The 15,908-nt window shown below is 68.9% G+C and carries 13 protein-coding genes and 3 pseudogenes; 12 read left to right on the top strand and 4 right to left on the bottom strand.

Translation table 11 applies throughout. The features are described from left to right. Positions 1 to 58 precede the first annotated feature (58 nt). Positions 59 to 971, top strand: a pseudogene (locus ABZ471_RS43550) (IS982 family transposase). Positions 972 to 1,298: 327 nt separating this feature from the next. Here ABZ471_RS43550 and ABZ471_RS43545 read toward each other — a convergent pair. Beyond that, positions 1,299 to 5,231 (bottom strand): tetratricopeptide repeat protein, encoded by a 3,933-nt coding sequence (locus tag ABZ471_RS43545; protein ID WP_359074698.1) that lies wholly within the window; start codon positions 5,229 to 5,231, stop codon positions 1,299 to 1,301. 330 nt (positions 5,232 to 5,561) lie between these two features. Here ABZ471_RS43545 and ABZ471_RS43540 point away from each other — a divergent pair, with 330 nt between their 5' ends. From ABZ471_RS43540 to ABZ471_RS43520, 5 genes and pseudogenes are all read left to right on the top strand, one after another. Continuing rightward, a complete protein-coding gene (locus tag ABZ471_RS43540; RefSeq protein ID WP_359074697.1) occupies positions 5,562 to 5,690 on the top strand; it encodes a hypothetical protein in 129 nt (42 codons plus the stop codon). A 228-nt stretch (positions 5,691 to 5,918) separates the two neighbouring features. Beyond that, a pseudogene (locus ABZ471_RS43535) lies at positions 5,919 to 6,164 on the top strand (BRCT domain-containing protein); the annotation flags it as partial. Positions 6,165 to 6,341: 177 nt separating this feature from the next. Further along, the gene (locus tag ABZ471_RS43530) at positions 6,342 to 6,692 is read left to right on the top strand and encodes a transposase (RefSeq protein WP_359074701.1); all 351 of its coding nucleotides are present in this window, start codon (positions 6,342 to 6,344) and stop codon (positions 6,690 to 6,692) included. A gap of 258 nt (positions 6,693 to 6,950) precedes the next feature. Then, positions 6,951 to 7,838: a methyltransferase domain-containing protein gene (locus ABZ471_RS43525; RefSeq protein WP_359074696.1), complete on the top strand. Its 888-nt coding sequence runs from the start codon at positions 6,951 to 6,953 to the stop codon at positions 7,836 to 7,838. A gap of 53 nt (positions 7,839 to 7,891) precedes the next feature. Continuing rightward, positions 7,892 to 8,410 (top strand): hypothetical protein, encoded by a 519-nt coding sequence (locus ABZ471_RS43520; protein ID WP_359074695.1) that lies wholly within the window; start codon positions 7,892 to 7,894, stop codon positions 8,408 to 8,410. Positions 8,411 to 8,445: 35 nt separating this feature from the next. On the opposite strand, the pseudogene ABZ471_RS43515 reads toward ABZ471_RS43520, so the two are convergent. Next, a pseudogene (locus ABZ471_RS43515) lies at positions 8,446 to 9,020 on the bottom strand (IS5 family transposase); the annotation flags it as partial. On the opposite strand from ABZ471_RS43515, the gene ABZ471_RS43510 reads away from it, so the two are divergent. Beyond that, positions 8,988 to 9,392, top strand: coding sequence for a zinc ribbon domain-containing protein (locus tag ABZ471_RS43510; RefSeq protein ID WP_359074700.1), 405 nt, complete (start codon positions 8,988 to 8,990; stop codon positions 9,390 to 9,392). The pseudogene ABZ471_RS43515 and the gene ABZ471_RS43510 overlap by 33 nt on opposite strands. Here ABZ471_RS43510 and ABZ471_RS43505 read toward each other — a convergent pair. Continuing rightward, positions 9,278 to 9,523: a hypothetical protein gene (locus ABZ471_RS43505; RefSeq protein WP_359074702.1), complete on the bottom strand. Its 246-nt coding sequence runs from the start codon at positions 9,521 to 9,523 to the stop codon at positions 9,278 to 9,280. The two genes, ABZ471_RS43510 and ABZ471_RS43505, sit on opposite strands and share 115 nt — an antisense overlap. Here ABZ471_RS43505 and ABZ471_RS43500 point away from each other — a divergent pair. Beyond that, a complete protein-coding gene (locus tag ABZ471_RS43500; protein WP_359074694.1) occupies positions 9,507 to 9,710 on the top strand; it encodes a hypothetical protein in 204 nt (67 codons plus the stop codon). The genes ABZ471_RS43505 and ABZ471_RS43500 overlap by 17 nt on opposite strands. A gap of 340 nt (positions 9,711 to 10,050) precedes the next feature. Here ABZ471_RS43500 and ABZ471_RS43495 read toward each other — a convergent pair whose 3' ends face one another. Beyond that, a complete protein-coding gene (locus ABZ471_RS43495; protein WP_359074693.1) occupies positions 10,051 to 10,467 on the bottom strand; it encodes a MarR family transcriptional regulator in 417 nt (138 codons plus the stop codon). Positions 10,468 to 10,622: 155 nt separating this feature from the next. Here ABZ471_RS43495 and ABZ471_RS43490 point away from each other — a divergent pair, with 155 nt between their 5' ends. The 4 genes from ABZ471_RS43490 (at position 10,623) to ABZ471_RS43475 (ending at position 15,780) form a co-directional block, all read left to right on the top strand. Next, positions 10,623 to 12,131, top strand: coding sequence for an MFS transporter (locus tag ABZ471_RS43490; protein WP_359074692.1), 1,509 nt, complete (start codon positions 10,623 to 10,625; stop codon positions 12,129 to 12,131). 77 nt (positions 12,132 to 12,208) lie between these two features. Next, positions 12,209 to 13,561, top strand: a complete 1,353-nt coding sequence (locus ABZ471_RS43485) for an aldehyde dehydrogenase family protein (RefSeq protein WP_359074691.1) — start codon at positions 12,209 to 12,211, stop codon at positions 13,559 to 13,561. 324 nt (positions 13,562 to 13,885) lie between these two features. Further along, entirely contained in the window at positions 13,886 to 14,272 is a 387-nt protein-coding gene (locus tag ABZ471_RS43480) for a PPOX class F420-dependent oxidoreductase (protein WP_359074699.1), read from the top strand. Between the two features lie 791 nt (positions 14,273 to 15,063). Further along, a complete protein-coding gene (locus tag ABZ471_RS43475; RefSeq protein WP_359074690.1) occupies positions 15,064 to 15,780 on the top strand; it encodes a VOC family protein in 717 nt (238 codons plus the stop codon). Positions 15,781 to 15,908 lie beyond the last annotated feature (128 nt).

Here is a 15,908-nt window from a genome sequence, read left to right as displayed (position 1 = left end):
GGTGGTGTGGTCCAAGGGTGCCTGCGGAGACGAGAACGAGGGTGTCCAAGATCGTTTTGTGACGAACGACGTGGACACCCTCGCGACAGCACTCTATGCGACGACCGACGACATGCTGAAGGAGCATCCCGGCCTGCGCCGTGGCGCCCGCCGGTCGGCATTACGCCCCGCCTGAGCGATGCCGAACTGGTCACCCTCGCCACGATGCGGGCCGTACTCGGCTGCACCTCCGAGGCCAAATGGCTCCGCCATGCCCGTGCCCACCTGCGCCACCTATTCCCTACCTGCCCCAGCAGCCCGGCTACAACAAGCGGCTGCGCAAGGCCGCCGGTCTGATGCGTAGCGTCAACCGGATCCTGGCCACCACCACCTCGGTGTGGAGCGACGACGTATGGGTCGTGGACTCCACCCCGGTGGAATGCGGCCGCTCCCGCGAGACCGTCAAACGCTCCGACCTGGCAGGTTGGGCCGAATACGGCTACTGCGCCAGCCACAGCCGCTTCTTCTGGGGCCTGCGCCTGCACCTGGTCTGCACCCTTCAGGGCCTGCCCATCGCCTTCGCCCTGACCGGGGCCAAGGCCGACGAACGCGAGCCCCTCCTTGACCTCCTGGCAGCCGAATGCGAGCTTCTGCGAGAGCGCCCCCGACAGACTCTCATCGGCGACAAGAACTACTTCGGCGGTGGTTTCGAACGCGAACTGTCCGAGCATGGAGTCCAGTTGCTGCGGCCTGCCCGTAAAGGTGAACGGGAACGGCCTGGCGCAGCCCTGTTCAAGGCGCTGCGACAGGTCATCGAATCAATCAACGAGACCTTCAAGGGACAGCTTGACCTCGAACGGCACCGAGGGTGCACACCCGGAGGTGTCATAGCCCGCGTCATGCAACGCATCCTCGCGCTGACCGCCGCGATCTGGCACAACGACGCCACCGGACAGACCGTTCTACGCTCACTGATCGCCTACGATCACTGACCCCTTGGAATAGATCACCTAGGCCGTTTCCTGCGGATCACCTTGCGGGCGGTGACGGTCACGAGGCGCGGGCGGGGGCGTGGTCACAGCAGGGGCGCCTCGGTGTGGTCGTGGATGAGAGGTGCGGCCGGGCGCGCGGGGCGGGAGGGGGGTCCAAAACCATCGCGCGGCCTGGCCGGACCGGTCGCTCACGGCACACGGAAGGGGGTCTGTGCGGGGGCGTGAACGGCTGGACCGACTCTCGTCAGGAGGAGCGTGGGGCCGACGCCCCCGCGGAGAGAGCGTCCACCGCCCCTCAGCCCCCGAACCGGCCGAGGGGCTCGGCGGCTAGTGTTCGCCCTGCTCCAGGCGTTCGGCATTGAAGGGGAGAGTGGCGCGCAGATGGTCCCGCAGCTGCAGTGCCTCGTCCAGCGGGGCGCGGAACGCTGCCGGGCTCCGGGCGGCCAGAGTGCCGTAGATCTCAACAGCCTCCTCCGCCGCGGCCAGCGCGTCCTGCAGGCCGTGCCGCCGACTGATCCGCGCCCGCACCGTGTTCATCAGCAGATCCGCAAGAGCGGGCTGGTGGGCGGCGGGGTCTTCCCGGGCGAGCCGCCGCTGCAGGTCGACGGCCTCCCGCAGGTGGCCCTCGGCCAGCTGCCAGTGGTCCGACCGCGCCAGCGGGAGCCCGAGTCCCTGGACCAGTCCCATGACGAGCGTCGGGTGGTGGGCGGCCGGGTCCCCCTGGGCGAGCCGCCGCAGGATGGCGACCGCCTCCTCCCCCCTGGCGAGGACGTCCTCATGCCGGTTCAGCTCGGCCAGTGGCAGCGTGAGCTTGATGAGGGAGAGGGCCAGTAGCTGATCGGCCTCAGGGTGGCTGAGGCGCCGCCAGAGTGCCACGACCTCTTCGTAGGTGCGGACCGTCTCTTTGTGCCGGCCGGTCGCCGTCAGCAGTCGGCCGAGCATTTCCAGGGCTACCGCCAGATCGAACTCGTATCCCTCGTCGGCCTGCGCCAGGCACCGCCAGGCGTTGACCTCCTGCTCACCGGCCTCGACGGCCCGGTCAAGACGACTCAGCGCCGCCAGGGGCCGCCCGAGGCTTCTGAGTGAGAGCGCCAGGCGGAGTCGGTGGGCCGCCGGGGCGGCCTGGGAGAGCCGCTGAAGGATGGCGACGGCCTGTGTTCCCTGTGCGATCGCCTCCTCGTGCCGCCCCACCCCGCTCAGCGCGTCGCAGAGGATCACCAGTGCCGCCGCCAGGTTCGGCTCATGCACGGCCGGATCGGTCCTCGCCAAGGACTGCCGGATGGCGACGGCCTCCCGCGCCGCGGAGAGGGACGGCGCCCGCAGTCCCACCCCGCCGTACTCGCGCCCGAGGTTGGTGAGGGCATCGGCCAGGATCGGCAGGCCCGCGACGGGGCCGTCCTCGGCTACCTCGCGGGCCAGATCGACCGCCTCCCGCAGGCACTCCACTGATGCGACCGGATCGTCCCGCCGAGCATGCCCGTTCCCCAGGTTCACCAACGCGATGGCGAGTTTGCGGCGGTACACCACGGGACTGGCCGGGCCCAGCCGGCGGTACAGTCCGACGGCTTCCCGGGCGGCAGCCACGCACTCCTCGATCCGGCTTGTTGCCGACAGGGTGAGGCTGAGATTCAGTAACGAGTCCGCGAGATCCGGCAGATGGTTCTCGAAGCCGCGCTCGACCAGTTCCCGAAACAGCCCGACGGCCTCCTCGGAATGGGGGACGGCCTTGTGGGGGGACCCGGACTTGCCGAGCCAGATACCCAGATTCATCACCGACCGAGCGAGCAACGGCAGATGGGCGGCCCGTCTTGTGGCGGCGAGTTCCCGGGACATGTCGACGGACGCGCCGCAGTACCGTACGGCTTCCTGCAGATGACCCGACTCGCCGAAACCGTCACCGAGGTGCAGCAAGGCGTTAGCCAACGGAGGGCCCCAGGCTTCCGGGTTGTCCTCGGCACCGGCGCGCAGAAAGCCGACCGCCTTCTCACCTGCCCGCAGAGCCTCCTGGTGACGGCCTTCGCCGCGCAGGGCGATCGCCAGGCCGTCGAGTGCGTTCGCCAGGTTGTCGAGGTGCGCCTCGGGTGCCTGCTCCACCAACTTCTCGTAGAGGGACACCGCTTCGGACTCTGCGGCCAGGGCCTCGCGGTACCGGTCGACCCTGGACAGCTGGCTCCCCAGATTGTGCAGCATTCCGGCCAGGTCGGGGCGGAAGTCCGCAGGATTCACCTCGGCCGTGTACCGGGTGATCCGGACCGCGCTCTGCAGCAGCTGAAGACCTTCGGCGATGCGGCCCTGCTGGTCGAGCCGCAGAGACAGGGTGGTGAAGGCGACCGCGAGATTGGCGATCTTCTCGGGATGGCCCTGGGCGACGACCTTGGTGAAAAGCACTACGGCCGCCTCTGCCGATTCCAGCGCGGCCGGGTGGCCTCCGGTGAAATGCAGCTCGTTGCTCAGGCCGTTCAGCGCCCACGCGAGATCGGCCACCGCTTCCACGTCGCCGCTGCCTGCCAGCTCGCGGTGGAGCTGCACCGCCTCCTCGGTCGCATTCAGGGCCTCCTCGTGCCGACCCGAGTGGGACAGCCGCCCGGCTTTCTTCGCGTACAGGGCGGCCTTGACGGCAGGATCGGAGGTGGACTCGATCCGCTCGGTGCAGAAGCGCTCGGTGATGTCGGCGATCCCCACGTCGAGGTCGGGATCCCGCCAGGGAGCGGCCTCCTCGATGGCCTCCAGCGCTTCGAGGGGAAGCTGCTTGATACGGGCCAGGGTGGCCAGGGCGGCGTTGCCCGCGCGGAGCATGAGGCCGGGGTGCTCGGTGGCCAGGGGGGCGAGTTCGCCAGCAGCGAGATGGGGCCAGCGGGCGGCGGCGTTGATCAGCTGGGTGAGGACGTGCCGGCTCCACTCCGGAGCCGGGGAGTCGGCAGGGGCGTGCGCGGCGACACCGAGGAGACGAGCCGCCGCCTGCTCGGCCCAGGGGGTCGCCAGATGGCTGCCGGCGGGCCCGGGCGTGCTGAGGGCGACGAAGTCCTCACCGAGGCGGTCGGGGCAGAGCGGTTCCAGGTACGTCCTCGGATCTTCAGCCGGATAACAGGCGGCGTGTTCCCGCAGCACCTGCGGATGCAACGCGGCATTCTCCACCTCGGCGGACTTCAGGGCGGCGATCGCTGCCCGGTAGCCCCTGGGCCCGGTGAGGGTCGCGGTGTACACGGCCTGGGCCATGACCTCCGCCGGTGCGGCGCAGGCGGGCTTGCGCTGCTCCAGCTTCGACCAGTGGCCGCGCTCACGCTCCAGCAGGTACGCCGACAGCGCGCCCGGCTCCCGTGGCGGTTCGTCACCGCGGATACGGGCGTCCACCGCCACCAGTGCGGCCATGTGGACGGTCAGCGTCAGTCCGTAGGCCGCATGGGCCAGATCCCCGGGCACCGCAAGGGACTCGGCGTCCTCCGCGGGCAGCCCGAGAGCGTCGGCGAAGCGTTCGCGGGCGACTGTGAAGGTCTGGAGCCGGGCGTCGATGTCTCCGTCGGGAAGCGGCCGCAACGGGTACTCGGTGAGCGCAAAGCCCCATTTCCGCAGGTCGTCGAGCAGATAGGACCACCAGCTCGTTGATCGGGCGATGAGGAGCACCCGGAGCGTTTCCCCGCGCTGGTCGGCCAGTCTCTCCAGCAGCAGCTCCAGCTCCCGGGCGGGCCAGCGTTCGGCGTAGTCGACCACCACCAGCGCGCGGCGGGCCGGCGCCGACCGCCTGCCGCGGCCGGTATCGGCCGCGGCCTGGTCCGCCCGGACGGCCTGCCACACCTTCCAACCCAGCTCGGCGGTACGGCGGGCCAGTTCGGTGGCCAGCCGGGTCTTGCCCTGCCCGCCGAAGCCGTGCAGCAACGCGACCGAGGCGGCGATCGGCCGGCCGTCCTGCGCGGTGCCGTCCCGCCAGCCGGCCAGCGCGGCCAGGTCGTCCGCCCGGCCGGTGAACGGCACCACCTCATGGCGGGCCAGCAGCAGCTGACTCGGCTGTCCGCGCAGATCCGCCGCCAGCGGCTGCGCATCCTTCGGTGGGAAAGGCCGGAGGCCCGCGGGGTCTTTGGTCTCCGCTTCCCGGACCAGCTGCCACACCTGCTCGAGAGCAGCATGCCGGCTCTTCCACAACTTGTCGTCGAAGAGCTGCGGAACCGGCTGGGATTTGGCGATCGCCCTGCACGTCCTGACGAAGAGATCGACCAGGTCCCATTCCGGCGGTTCCATGAACTCGGCCCTAAGAAGGACGCTCACCGTGGAGGGGTGCAGTTTCGTTCTACGGTTGCTCTGCTCCTCGCCCCGCTTTACCAGTACCGCCAATGAAGGACTGTTCGCCGCGCGGTGCACTTCCGCGAGGCAGTACGCGAAATGCTTGCGGGCTTCGTCCCATACCGTCATGTCGGCCACCCCCCAATGAGCCCGTTCAGAATCGTCCCGAGCGGCGCGCAGCCGCCCTTCGTGTGACCAGGCTGGATTGCTCGTGTTGTACCGGATCGTCCGGCTGAGCCCGCTGCAAGTGCCGTCTCCTGGATCGTCTTCTCGTCGGCCGACACCACCCATCCGTGTCCAGCCGGAAGGAGAACGATGAGCAGGCCCCGTACCCGCCGGCCCCGCCGGGGACAGACGCCCTGGGCGAAGACCGTGCTCGGTGCCGCTGTCAGTGGCACCGCCCGTGCCGTGGTCACCTGGCTGCTCGACCACTTCTCACGCTGAGGTCCTGCAGCCACCGAGCCCGCCGACGCTCCGCTCGTGACGGGGGCGTCGGCGGCTCCCTACCGCCCGCCGGGCCTGCTTCGGCCCGGAACGCACGAGTGTGTCCACCCCTCCATGACAGCACAGCGGCAACCGCGTAGGGGCAGAACGGCAGAGCCCGGCGCGACCCCGCCCTCGGCTGCCAAGACCGACCCCGGCAGCATGGCTGACACGCCGATCGGCTCCAGTCCTCTGGCCGGCATGACAGTGGTCGTCACCGGCGCCATGGCAGGAAACCTGCAACGGCTCACCCGCAACGAGATGAACGAACGAACTTATCGAACGGGCCGGAGGACGCTCATCCTCCAGCGTCTCGAAGAAGACCAGCCTCGTCGTCGCCGGCGAAGGCACTGGTTCCAAGCGGGCCAAGACCGAACAGCTCGGTACCGCCTCACCACCCCGGACGAGTTCGCCACCCTTGTTGCCAACCTTCTCACCCAGTGGCGCAACGTCGGCATGTTTGCCGCGATAATGGAGGGGATGATCGGCGAGGCCGCGCGGCGCGGCCAGGCCGACATCTCCCTGGTCAGCGTGCTCCACGGTAGCCCGCGCCCATCACGACGCGGGCGGGATGCCGTCACGAGCGACGGCGAGTTCTTCAACCGGGAGTTCATCACCGAAGGCGAGGCGTTTCGGTATCGGCGGCTTCAGCAGCGCCTCGCCCGGCACAAGCGCGGCAGCACCAACCGGCACAAGACCATCACGGCCATGGGCCGGATCATGTCCCGCGTCACGGACCGGCGCGGCGAATTCTGCGCCCAGGCCGCCGCGCACCCCGCGCAGATGAACGCCCTGATCGCCCTCGAAGACCTACGGATCAAGAACATGCCCGCCTCGGCTGCCGGCACTCTGAACGAGCCGGGCCGACGGGTCGCACAGAAGCGGGGCCCGAACCAGGACTTCGGCGTAGTCGGATGGTATCCGGTTCATGACGATCCATCGGGTGGGAAGCCCTGGGAGTAGGACAGTGTCGGTGTGTGGTCTCAGCCCCGGATCCCGAACTGGAGAAGAGGTACCACCCGTCACGAACGGGGACGTGCATCTGCTGGCTCCGCTGGCCCCGACTTTACGTCGTGATCGAAGGCGTCCGGTAGGAGGTCGAAGCCGCCATGGCCGACAGTCCGGTCTGCGCGCTGTCCCGCGCCTGGTGCGCTGGCTATGTGAGACATCCCTCTCCCGTCGTCGTGGCGCTGGTGGCCTGGGAAGGTTGACCATGTGGTCATGACCTCCTCGCCCCGCCCGCCGCACGTCGGTGGCCGACCGGATCCGATAGGCGGGACTACCGCGCTCGGTGGAGAGTCCGCTCCCGCCCGCGGGTACCTGCTGGACAACGCGCGCGCCGAGGCGGGCGAGCGATTCGTTTGGCTGGCCGAGCTGTTCGACGGTGTGACGCGCGGGCACTTCGATCGACTGGGGGTCAGGGCTGGCTCGCGCTGCTGGGAAGTGGGGGCCGGTGGCCCCAGTATCCCGGAGGCGCTCGCGACGGCCGTCGGTCCGACCGGGCACGTGCTGGCCACGGACATCGACCCGTCGTGGCTGAAGGCAGGCGACGGGTACGAGGTGCGCCAGCACGACGTCGCCGCTGATCCGCCCCCGGGGACGTTCGATCTGGTGCACGCCCGGCTCGTTCTGGTCCATGTGCCCGACCGGGCTCGCGCGTTGGCCACGATGGCGGCAGCGCTACGGCCCGGCGGCTGGCTGCTGGTCGAGGACGCCGATACCGCTCTGCAGCCACTGGCATGCCTGGACGACAGCGGCCCTGCGCAGCGGCGGGCCAACCGGCTGCGCGACGCGGTCCGGGAGCTGCTGACGCGCCGCGGCGCGGACCTGCGCTACGGCCGGACACTGCCGCGGGCATTGCGTGAGGCCGGCTTGGTAGATGTCGCCGCGGCGGGCTCTTTCCCGGTCGGAGGGCTGGCCTGCGACCGGCTGGAGGCGGCGACCATCCGGCACGTGCGCGGCGAGCTGCTCGCGGCCGGCCTGGCCGACGACGTCGAGATCGACGCGCACCTGGCCGCCATCCAGGCGGGCAAACTCGACCTGACACTCGCGCCGCTGATCTCGGCCTGGGGACGCCGTCCAGCCGAGCACCCTCCGGCACTCGGTTAGAGCCTGTCCGGTGGGTCAGCAGGGCCCCCTTGCCTGCCTTCTAGGCTGGCGCCATGAACAACGAGCTCGCTCACGAGGGAAGCGCCTTCATCAACTTTCGACGCTACGTCTCGGATCCGAAGGAGCACGGGTTTCGGTGGGTCGACATCAGGGAGCTCCGCTTCTCTGTGCAGTCCGTGCACGATAGAGGGCTGCTTGCTGCACTGATTGGGCACGAGCAGTTCCGGGACGACTATGCAGGTGGTGGAGTGCTGCCGGAGGGGCCCCGGCACGGTCCGTATTGGCTGCGGTTGATCACTCCCGACCTCTACGAGCCCATCAGCCAGGAGAAGGCCGTGCAGATCCTGCGGGAGTGGGTGGATCCGCTCTGGGACGTGCCCACCGAGCTGGAGACAGATCTGCAGCGGGAGGTGTTCGACCGCCTGGCTACAGCCGATGGCATCTACTACCTCAGCGAGCTCGGTGATGAGGCGATTCATGACTGGGGACGTGTGCACGGCTACTTCCACGAGTTCGTGCTCATCGACCGCGCGGCTGGGCAGATCGCCCTCGTCGTCGCGGCCGACGACTGAGCCAACCACCGGGGCATCCGCTGCGGTGGCTGAGATCAGTAGCGGAGCCACAGTCGAATCGCGGCAACAGTGACCGTGCCGTGGAAGACGTAGGCCCTCTTGTCGTAGCGAGTCGCGACGGCTCTGGAGCCCTTGAGCGCGTTGAAGCAACGCTCGACTTCGTTCCTCCTTTTGTAAGTAGTGTTGTCGAAGCCGGTCGGTCGCCCGCCGTGGCTACCGCGCCGTTGACGGTTGACCTTCTGATTCTTCGGCTCGGGGATGGTGTGCTTGATCTGGCGTCGACGCAGGTAGCGGCGGTTCCGGCGGGAGCTGTACGCCTTATCGCCACACACGTGGTCCAGTCGCGTCCGCGGGTGACCGCCAGCTGGGCGCGGGACACGAACACGATCCAGAATCTTGATCAACTGCGGCGCGTCACCCCACTGTCCGGGAGTGATCAGCACGGCCACTGGGCGGCAGCTGCCGTCACTCGGCAGATGAATCTTCGTCGTGAGACCACCCCGTGAACGGCCGAGCGCCTCATCGGGGCGATGGTCGGCCGGACGACGCCGGCGCCCCAGTACACGGGCAGGTGGTGATGAGCCCCGGCCGCATGCTGATGAGCGCGGCAGACACCGCGTACACGTCGCAGCGTTGCCACGCCTGCGGGTTCGTCACCGAAGACAACCGAGAGAGCCAATCGGTCTTCGTGTGCAAGAACCCTGGGTGCGGCAACACCGATCATGCCGACGTGAACGCGGCGAAGAACATCAAGACGGCCGGGCAGGCCGCCTCAGCCTGTGGAGACCTCGACACCAGCCGGTCCGTGCAGCAGGAACCCGGAATGGGCAACCGGCCTGCACCCCGCATAGGGGGAATCCCCGGGCTTCAACCCGGGGAGGAAGTCAATTCGTCCAGTAGGCAGCGCAGGAGGCAGAACCACACCCCGGCGTGCACGCTGCGGCCCAGGAAGGTGGCCCGTCCGGTGATGAGTCCTTCGTAGGTGTAGCGGTCCACGTTGGCCAGCGGTTCCTCCAGCAGCGTCGGGCGCGGTCCGTCGCGGCCGGAGGCAACCGACGACGCGACCTTGGGGCCGTCCTCCAGGCTGCATCCGTGCTTGACGCAGCTGGTCATCAGTGGCAGCCGCCATACCAGGGCACGCTTCTACGTGCACGACTTCGAGCCCTCGCTGGCGCAGTTTCTTGGCAGTTCGGCCGGGCTGTCTCCGGCCACGGTGACCCGCCTGGCTCACCAGCGGGCCGGCCGGGCGCGCCGCGTGCTTGACCGCGACCTCGCGGACGTCGACTGCGTGTACGTGTGAGCCGACGGCATCCATCTCGGCGTCGGTCTGACAGAGGTCAAGGCCTGCGCATCCGTCGGTGTCCATATGCGCGTACGGGGCCAAGCGACTGGTCGCGCTCGAGGACGGCTACCGCGAGTCGGGCGGGTTCAGGTGCTCGCCCAACCCCGAGCGGTTGTGCCGGGCGACTGTTCTGCAGGGAGGGCGTCAAGGGTCTTGTTGGTCAGGGCTATGCTCCGTCGGCGAGTTGCGTGACGGCGCGCGCCAAGACTGGGTCGCAGTCAGCCAGCAGGTGGGGCCGGGACCCTGACCGAAGCGTTGGTCGCCCCGCGGTTGGTCGGCAGAACGACGCCTACGCGTATCAGCGTGGGAAGACGACCATCAGTAGTCGGAAGAGTTCGGCGCGCTCTTCGTCGGACAGCTGGTCCAGCCCGGTCTGCGTCTGATCCATCTGCTCGCGGATCGTGTCGATCGCCTTCTCGCCCGCCTCGGTGAGGGCGACGTTCTTCACGCGGCGGTCGGTGGTGCTGACCTCACGGCGGACGAGGTCGCGCTTTTCGAGCCGGTCGATGATCCCGGTCATGTTCGACGCGTCGCAGGCGAGGGTGTGCGCGAGTGAGCGCATCGAGGCCGGCGCGCGGCGCAGCACCGTGAGGGTCTTCGCCTGGCTGGAGGTAAGGCCCGTGTCGGCGGCGGCTGCCGTGAAGTCCGCGTAGTGCGTACTGACCGAATGGGCGAGCAGGTCGATGAGCTGAGCCTTGGACGGGATGGGCGGCATGCGTCGAGGGTAGCGCGAAAAGCTTGAACCTCCCAACCTTTGACTTCCACCAGCTCTTATTGTTTGATGTCCTAAAGCATCGAGTACCTCAATGGTTTGGTTCCTCGATCATAGACGTATCCCTCCTTTGGCAACCTTTCATCGGAAAGAAGACCGTGAAGTCCTCCCTTGCCACCGCGCCGGAGCGCCGCACCGGCAGCCTCAGCCTCGTACTGGTGCTTGGCCTCGCCGCCATGGTTGTGTCGATGATGCAGACCCTGGTCATCCCGATCCTGGGCATCATCCAGAACGACCTCGGCGCCACCACGGCCCAGGTCAGCTGGGTCACCACCGCCACGCTCCTGTCGGCCGCGGTCTTCACGCCGCTCCTGGGCCGCCTCGGCGACCAGCACGGCACCAAGCCGACGCTGCTCGGCGTGCTGGTGGTGATGGTCGCCGGATCCGTGCTCGCCGCGACCACCAGTTCCATGCTGTGGCTAATCGTGGCCCGCGTCATGCAGGGCGCCGCCACCGCGATCTTCCCGCTCGCGCTGTCCGTGCTGCGCGCAGAGGTGGAGCCCGCGCGGCTGCCCGGCGCCATGGCCCTGGTCAGCGGAACGCTTGGGTTCGGCAGCGGCCTCGCCCTGGTGAGCGCCGGACTCCTCTCCCAGGGCGCCGACCCCGACTACCACCAGGTCTTCTGGCTGGCCGCGGCACTGGCCACCGCCGCCCTGATCGCCGTTGCGGTCGCCGTACCCGCGCCCCGCACCCGGACGGGCGGGCGCACCGACTGGCTCGGCGCCGCCGGCCTCGCCCTGGTGCTCGTCCTGCTCCTGCTGCCCATCTCGCAGGGCCACACCTGGGGCTGGACCTCGGCCCGCACACTCGCCCTCTTCACCGGCGCCGCCGTCATGACCGTCATCTGGGTCCTCGTCGAACGCACGGTCCGCGACCCCCTGGTCGACATGAAGATGTTCGTCCACCGCCCGGTGCTCTTCACCAACATCGCCGGACTGCTCGTCGGGTTCGCCATGTTTGCGCAGTTCATCGGCGTCTCCTACCTCGTGCAGACACCCGCTGAGATCGCCGGCTACGGCTTCGGCGCCTCCGTCCTGCGCGCCTCCGTCGCCTACCTGCTGCCCTCCGCCCTCGTCTCGCTCCTCGCCGCCCAGTTCGGAGGCGTTCTGGTCCGCCGCATCGGCGCGCGTCTCACTCTCGCCGCCGGTGCCGCCTTCGGCGTCATCGGGTTTGCCTGGCTGACCCTCGCCCATGACACCACCGCGTCGGTGATCCTGGCCGGCATGGTCGTCGGCGTTGCCATCAGCTTCGGCTATGCCGCGATGCCCGCCCTGATCGTGGCCGGCGTTCCGCACCACCAGACCGGCATAGCCAACGGCATCAACTCCATCTCTCGCTCCACAGGCAGCGCGATCGGCAGCGCGGTCATCACCTCGCTGCTCGCCTCCAAGACGCTCGACAACCTGCCCCCCGGCGTTCCCGCGCTGCCCGCCGAGAGCCAGTACACCCTGAGCTTCGCCCTCGCCGGAATGGCGTTCGTGCTGGTCATCGGCGTGGCCATGGTCGGCTTGGCGATCCGCCGCAGCTCCCCCTCGCCCGCCACCAGCACGACCGCCCCGTCGGGCGACGGCGAAACCACGCCCGAACGCACGGCGGTCACTGTCTGACCGCACCACCTGCACGGCGGCGACTTCCTTCCCTCGGTGCCGGCAGGCCTTCCCTCCATACCGAACAGGACCCGACTGTGACTGACGCCAAGGCAGCCTTCACCCTCGATGACACCTTCACGGCCGCCGAAGCCACCGCGCTGGTGGGGCGGCTGCGCGCCACCTTCCGCACCGGCCGCACCAAGCCCCTGGCCTGGCGCCGGCAGCAGCTGACCCGGCTGCGCGACCTGCTCACCGACAACCGCGCGGCGATAGCCGACGCCCTGCACGCGGACCTGCGCAAGAGCCGCGCCGAGGCCGACGCCATGGAGATCGACCTCACGATCGTCGAGATCGACGACTACCTGGAGCACCTGGAGGAGTGGACCGCCCCGCAGCCCGCCCCCGTGAGCGTGCCCGGTATCCCTGGCAGCACCGCCCGCACCGTCTTCGACCCCCTGGGTGTCGCCCTGGTGATCGCGGCGTGGAACTACCCGATCAATCTGCTGCTTGTGCCCGTAGCGGGCGCGCTCGCCGCCGGGAACGCGGTCGTCATCAAGCCCGCCAACTACGCCGCCCACACCTCGGCACTGCTGGCCGAGCTGCTGCCCGCCTATCTCGACACCGACGCGACCGCGGTCGTCGAGGGCGGCGCGCCGGAGACCACCGTGCTGCTGGAGCAGCACTTCGACCACATCTTCTACACCGGCAACGGCACGGTCGGCCGCATCGTGATGACCGCCGCCGCCAAGAGCCTCACCCCCGTCGTCCTCGAGCTCGGCGGCAAGTCACCGGTGTTCGTCGACCGGGACGCCGACATCACCACGGTCGCGCAGCGGCTGGCGCAGACGAAGTTCGCCAACGCCGGACAGACCTGCGTCGCCCCCGACTACGTCCTGACCGACCCGGACACCGCGACCGAACTGCAGGCCGCACTCGCCGTCGCGATCAAGGGGCTGTTCGGTGAGGACCCGCAGACCTCCGACGCCTACGGACGGGTCATCAACGAGCGGCACTTCGACCGGCTCTCCAAGCTGCTGGCCTCGGGCCGTACGGTCACCGGCGGGCAGACCGACCGCGCGGACAAGTACATCGCCCCGACCGTGCTGGCCGATGTCCGGCCCGACGAGCCCGTGATGCAGGAGGAGATCTTCGGTCCCATCCTGCCGATCCTGACCGTGGCGGACCTTAACGAGGCGATCGCGTTCATCACCGCACGCGACAAGCCGCTCGCCCTGTACGCCTTCACCGAGAACAACACCACCAAGCGCCGCCTCGCCGCCGAGACCTCCTCGGGCGGCCTCAACTTCGGCCTGCCCATGCACCACCTCGCCATGCCGACCCTCCCCTTCGGCGGCGTCGGCGAGAGCGGCATGGGCAACTACCACGGCCGCTACTCCATCGAGACCTTCAGCCACCGCAAGGCCGTCCTCGACGTCCCGCTGAGCTGAACCGCCCCCGGCTCCGGGCGGCGATACGCAAGTCCACCCGGGGGCCTCACGCGCGCCGCCGTCCGGCACCCTTCGGAAGAAGGCACCCCCTATGTGCGAGTTCGAGGGTGGTGCCGGCCGGCCATCGGCGTCTCCACGTTCACCCACCGCACCCTGACCCGGCTGCCCGACCAGACCGGTAGCACGCCCGTCCTCAACCAAATCGAGCTGAATTCGTACTTCCCTCAGGTCGAGAGCATGACGGCTGCCTCCGAACTGACCTCCCAGGACTCTGCCCAAGTGGCCAGCGACCTCGAACGCCATAGCAAGGAGCACAAACGCATCATGGACGACACGCTGCTGGAGCGGCTCGGCGCCGGCAAGTACCTGCTGGTCACCAGCTACCGCAAGAACGGCACCCCGGTCGCGACCCCGGTGTGGGTGGTGCGCGACGGTGACACGCTGGGCGTGCAGTCCCAGGCCGACTCCTGGAAGGTCAAGCGGATCCGGGCACGCGGCGACATCCTCGTCGGCCCCTGCGACCTGCGCGGCAACCCGACGGGCGACCAGGTCCCGGCCACCGCCGAGATCGCCGACGCGGCCACCAGCGCCCGCTACCGCTCACTCGTCGCCCGCAAGTACGGCATCATCGGCCGCCTCATGATCCTCAACAGCCGACTGCGCCGGGGAGGGGACAGGACGCTGGGCATCCGTGTGCGGCTCGCCCTGTAGTAGGCGACGTATCGTCGTACTCGGGCACGTCCTCGTTGCGAAGGGCGAAGTCATCTGGGAGGCCATGCAGGGCCTGCTCGGGTGGGTCAGTCCCAGGATCCTCATGCAGGCGAGCACGCGCCGGACGTTGCGCGCCTCCCAGCATCGGTCCAGGGTCGATATCTCCCTTTGGAGCTGGAGGAAGAGGACGATGTCGTCCCTCCCCAGCACGCGCGCATCGCACCCCTCGTCGTCGCGGTTCAGGCACAGGCTCTTCGAGAGCATGGCGATCGAGTTGATCCGGCGCTGAACGGGCGGAAGGGGTTTTCCCCGCCGACGGGGAAGATCGTCGATCGCCCACTGCGGGGTGGCCATTCGCAGCCACTGCTGAGAGATGTTCCTGAAATGAAGGAAGCCCTTGCTCAGCCCGAACGGGCCCCGTCCCGGGTGTGTTTGTGCCGTTCGGTCTCGGGCGACAGGCCGAAGCGGGCCGGCGGTCACTGTCACCGCTGTTCTGGACGTACGTGAGCCCTTACGGCCGGTTCGAACTGGCCATGAACCGTCGCCTCGGCCTGGACCTTACCGCCCGCGCCGCGCACCCCCGAGGGCGAACCGGCTGCCGCCCCGGCGTAACGGGCTGGCTCAGCCGGTGCCGTGGACGACGTTGGCGTTCTGCACGATCGTCATCTTGTGGGGGACCGGGCCCCGCGACGGAAACTCGGATGCGGGTGCCGCACGGCCACCCTAGGCTGCGCTTGCGGGGAGGGCGAGGCGCAGTTATCGGCCGTCAGTGAATCGGAGATACGCAGGGTATGACCAGTCAACTGTTCGCGATCTGCTTCAATGCGACCCGGCCGTCGGGTCTGGCGCACTTCTGGTCCGGGGTCCTGGGCTGGAAGTTGGCCGACGGTCCGGACGACGACATCGCGATCCTGCCCCCTGATACCGCCGGGTTCCGCATTCGATTCCTACCGAGCCAGGAGCCGAAGATCGGCCGGAACCGGGCTCACTTCGACCTGACGAGCACCTCCCCGGAGGATCAGCAGCAGACGGTGGCCAGGGCGCTGGAGTTCGGCGGGAACCACATCGACGTGGGCCAACTCCCGGAAGAGGGGCACGTGGTGCTCGCCGATCCAGACGGTAACGAGTTCTGCGTAATCGAGGCGGGCAACAAGTTCCTCGCCGACACCGGCTCTATCGGAGCGCTGGCCTGCGACGGTACACAGGAGGTCGGTTACTTCTGGAGCGAGGCGCTCCGGTGGCCGCTGGTCTGGGACCAGGACCAGGAGACCGCGATCCAATCGCCGAACGGCGGTACGAAAATCACGTGGGGTGGTCCTCCGGTGGCGCCGAAGGAGGGCACGAACAGGCTGTACTTCGAGCTGGCGCTCCCCGCCGACGCTGACTGGGCGGCTGAGGTCGACCGCCTGATCTCGCTCGGCGCGACGCGCACCGACACCGGCGAGGGCGGCCGGGCACTGATGCTCGACCCCGACGGCAACGAGTTCTCCCTACAGAGGCTCCAGTAGTGGCGCTGTTGTCGGGTGGGTGTGTCCAGTCAACGGGTCTTCCAAGATTTTCGTAGCCGTTGATCGTTGGGCCCGCGGGAGTGTCAGCTGAGCAGGATGCGGTGGCGGAGGAGGCGGTAGCCGGCCCG

The sequence above is a fragment of the Streptomyces sp. NPDC005728 genome (genome assembly GCF_040630895.1).
Taxonomy (GTDB): Bacteria; Actinomycetota; Actinomycetes; order Streptomycetales; family Streptomycetaceae; genus Streptomyces.
This window is presented reverse-complemented; position numbering and strand designations above follow the sequence as displayed.

Bases quoted from the DNA above. Each gene is read 5' to 3' on its own strand.
- ABZ471_RS43525 (WP_359074696.1), top strand. From the start codon at position 6,951: ATGACCTCCTCGCCCCGCCCGCCGCACGTCGGTGGCCGACCGGATCCG.
- ABZ471_RS43510 (WP_359074700.1), top strand. From the start codon at position 8,988: ATGAGCCCCGGCCGCATGCTGATGAGCGCGGCAGACACCGCGTACACG.
- ABZ471_RS43505 (WP_359074702.1), bottom strand. From the start codon at position 9,523: ATGACCAGCTGCGTCAAGCACGGATGCAGCCTGGAGGACGGCCCCAAG.
- ABZ471_RS43520 (WP_359074695.1), top strand. From the start codon at position 7,892: ATGAACAACGAGCTCGCTCACGAGGGAAGCGCCTTCATCAACTTTCGA.
- ABZ471_RS43480 (WP_359074699.1), top strand. From the start codon at position 13,886: ATGGACGACACGCTGCTGGAGCGGCTCGGCGCCGGCAAGTACCTGCTG.
- ABZ471_RS43475 (WP_359074690.1), top strand. From the start codon at position 15,064: ATGACCAGTCAACTGTTCGCGATCTGCTTCAATGCGACCCGGCCGTCG.
- ABZ471_RS43495 (WP_359074693.1), bottom strand. From the start codon at position 10,467: ATGCCGCCCATCCCGTCCAAGGCTCAGCTCATCGACCTGCTCGCCCAT.
- ABZ471_RS43540 (WP_359074697.1), top strand. From the start codon at position 5,562: ATGAGCAGGCCCCGTACCCGCCGGCCCCGCCGGGGACAGACGCCCTGG.